Source organism: Escherichia sp. 94.0001 (assembly GCF_013369155.2).
GTDB classification, from domain to species: domain Bacteria; phylum Pseudomonadota; class Gammaproteobacteria; order Enterobacterales; family Enterobacteriaceae; genus Escherichia; species Escherichia coli_F.
On record NZ_JABWMS020000353.1, the window covers coordinates 1 to 225 of the forward strand.

The 225-nt window shown below is 51.6% G+C and carries 1 protein-coding gene; it reads right to left on the bottom strand.

What is annotated here, in order from left to right:
* The coding region (locus HEN33_RS26080) for a protein ren (RefSeq protein ID WP_183083587.1) at nucleotides 1–202 on the bottom strand (202 nt) is incomplete at its 3' end.
* Nucleotides 203–225 lie beyond the last annotated feature (23 nt).

A 225-nucleotide genomic window follows, 5' to 3' on the forward strand; every position in this document is an offset into this window, starting at 1 on the left:
CTTCCCGTTCTTCCCTGGTAGCAAACCGGTAATACACCGTTCGCCAGACCTTACCATCAATGATCAGGATTCCTGCCCGCGCCATTTTAGCCGCAGCCTGATTTATGCTGGTTACGGTTGCGCCTGTTACCGCGGAAACGTCCTGTGCACAGAAGTTCTTATGCGTCCCGAGGTAATGAATAATTGCCTCTTTGCCCGTCATACACTTGCTCCTTTCAGTCCGAA